Raw genomic sequence first — 2511 nt, forward strand, 5'->3', positions numbered from 1 at the left:
GCCATTAATGGCCGGGGGTTTAGGGATAAGAGCCTGGCGATGACCTACTTTCGCACCACAGCGAGGCGGCACTATCATCGGCGCGGAGTGGTTTCACTTCCGAGTTCGGTATGGGATCGGGTGGTTCCCACTCGCTATATTCGCCAGGCGAGCCGGTTGGCCTGAGCGCGGTTTTTTGGGCCGCGCGGGCCGTTTGATCGGGAAGTCGCACGCGCACTTGGACATGCGCATTGGTCTCAGACTGCTTGGGTGTTATATGGCCAAGCCGCACGGGCAATTAGTACCGGTTAGCTTCATGCATTACTGCACGTCCACACCCGGCCTATCAACGTGGTGGTCTTCCACGGCCCTTCAGGGGGATCGAGTCCCCGGGGAGATCTTATCTTGAGGGGGGCTTCCCGCTTAGATGCTTTCAGCGGTTATCCCGTCCGTACGTAGCTACCCGGCAGTGCCACTGGCGTGACAACCGGAACACCAGAGGTACGTCCACTCCGGTCCTCTCGTACTAGGAGCAGATCCTCTCAAATCTCCGACGCCCACGGCAGATAGGGACCGAACTGTCTCACGACGTTCTAAACCCAGCTCGCGTACCACTTTAAATGGCGAACAGCCATACCCTTGGGACCTGCTACAGCCCCAGGATGTGATGAGCCGACATCGAGGTGCCAAACTCCTCCGTCGATGTGGACTCTTGGGAGGAATCAGCCTGTTATCCCCGGAGTACCTTTTATCCGTTGAGCGATGGCCCTTCCATACAGAACCACCGGATCACTAAGGCCGGCTTTCGCCCCTGCTCGACGTGTCTGTCTCGCAGTCAGGCACCCTTATGCCTTTACACTCAAGGCGCGATTTCCGACCGCGCTGAGGGTACCTTCGCGCTCCTCCGTTACTCTTTGGGAGGAGACCGCCCCAGTCAAACTACCCACCACACACTGTCCCTGACCCGGATGACGGGCCTAGGTTAGAACCTCAAACATGCAAGGGTGGTATCTCAAGGATGGCTCCACCAGGACTGGCGTCCCGGTTTCAAAGCCTCCCACCTATCCTGCACAAGCAGGCTCGAAGTCCAGTGTGAAGCTGTAGTAAAGGTTCACGGGGTCTTTCCGTCTTGCCGCGGGAACGCAGCATCTTAACTGCGATTTCAATTTCACTGAGTCTCGGGTGGAGACAGTGGGGCCATCGTTACGCCATTCGTGCAGGTCGGAACTTACCCGACAAGGAATTTCGCTACCTTAGGACCGTTATAGTTACGGCCGCCGTTTACCGGGGCTTCGATCAAGAGCTTCGCCCCGAAGGGCTAACCCCATCACTTAACCTTCCGGCACCGGGCAGGCGTCACACCCTATACATCCTCTTACGAGTTAGCAGAGTGCTGTGTTTTTAGTAAACAGTCGCAGCCCCCTGGTCACTGCGGCCCCCCTCGGCTCCACCCGCAAGGGGTTTCACCTACTAGAGGCGCACCTTCTCCCGAAGTTACGGTGCCATTTTGCCTAGTTCCTTCACCCGAGTTCTCTCAAGCGCCTTGGGATGCTCACCCTGCCTACCTGTGTTGGTTTGCGGTACGGTCGCAGACTGCCTGGAGCTTAGAGGCTTTTCCAGAAAGCGTGGCGTCAGTGACTTCGCGCCCGTGGGCGCTCGTGCTCGCGTCTCGGCGTTGTCTGCCCGGATTTGCCTAAGCAGACCGCCTACACGCTTGAACCGGGACATCCGTCACCCGGCTCACCTAGCCTTCTTCGTCCCCCCATCGCAGCAGACTGCGGTACAGGAATATTAACCTGTTTCCCATCGACTACGGCTTTCGCCCTCGCCTTAGGGGCCGACTAACCCTGCGCCGATTAGCGTTGCGCAGGAAACCTTGGGCTTTCGGCGTGGGGGTTTTTCACCCCCATTATCGTTACTCATGTCAGCATTCGCACTTCCGATACCTCCAGCGGCCCTCACGGGTCCGCCTTCGGCGGCCTACGGAACGCTCCCCTACCATGCAAGCAAACGCTTGCATCCGCAGCTTCGGTACACGGCTTTAGCCCCGTTGAATCTTCCGCGCAGGCCGACTCGACCAGTGAGCTATTACGCTTTCTTTAAAGGGTGGCTGCTTCTAAGCCAACCTCCTGGCTGTCTGTGCCTTCCCACATCGTTTGCCACTTAGCCGTGATTTGGGGACCTTAGCTGGCGGTCTGGGTTGTTTCCCTCTTGACGACGAACGTTATCACCCGCCGTCTGTCTCCCGTGATTGCACTTCCCGGTATTCGGAGTTTGCATCGGTTTGGTAAGGCACGGATGCCCCCCTAGCCGAAACAGTGCTCTACCCCCGGGAGTGAGACACGAGGCGCTACCTAAATAGCTTTCGGGGAGAACCAGCTATCTCCGGGCTTGTTTAGCCTTTCACTCCGACCCACAGCTCATCCCCTAACTTTTCAACGTTAGTGGGTTCGGGCCTCCAGCGGGTTTTACCCCGCCTTCACCCTGGCCATGGGTAGATCGCCCGGTTTCGGGTCTACTTCCAGAGACTAT

General features: G+C 57.9%; 2 rRNA genes (1 of these 2 only partly in view). Both read right to left on the reverse strand.

The window, feature by feature from the left end:
* Nucleotides 1-31: 31 nt before the first annotated feature.
* Nucleotides 32-148: ribosomal RNA gene (gene rrf, locus G7A99_RS15650) — 5S ribosomal RNA — on the reverse strand.
* 108 nt (nt 149-256) lie between these two features.
* A 23S ribosomal RNA gene (locus G7A99_RS15655) occupies nt 257-2511 on the reverse strand; it runs 737 nt beyond the window's last position.

The sequence above is a fragment of the Arhodomonas sp. KWT genome (genome assembly GCF_010993615.1).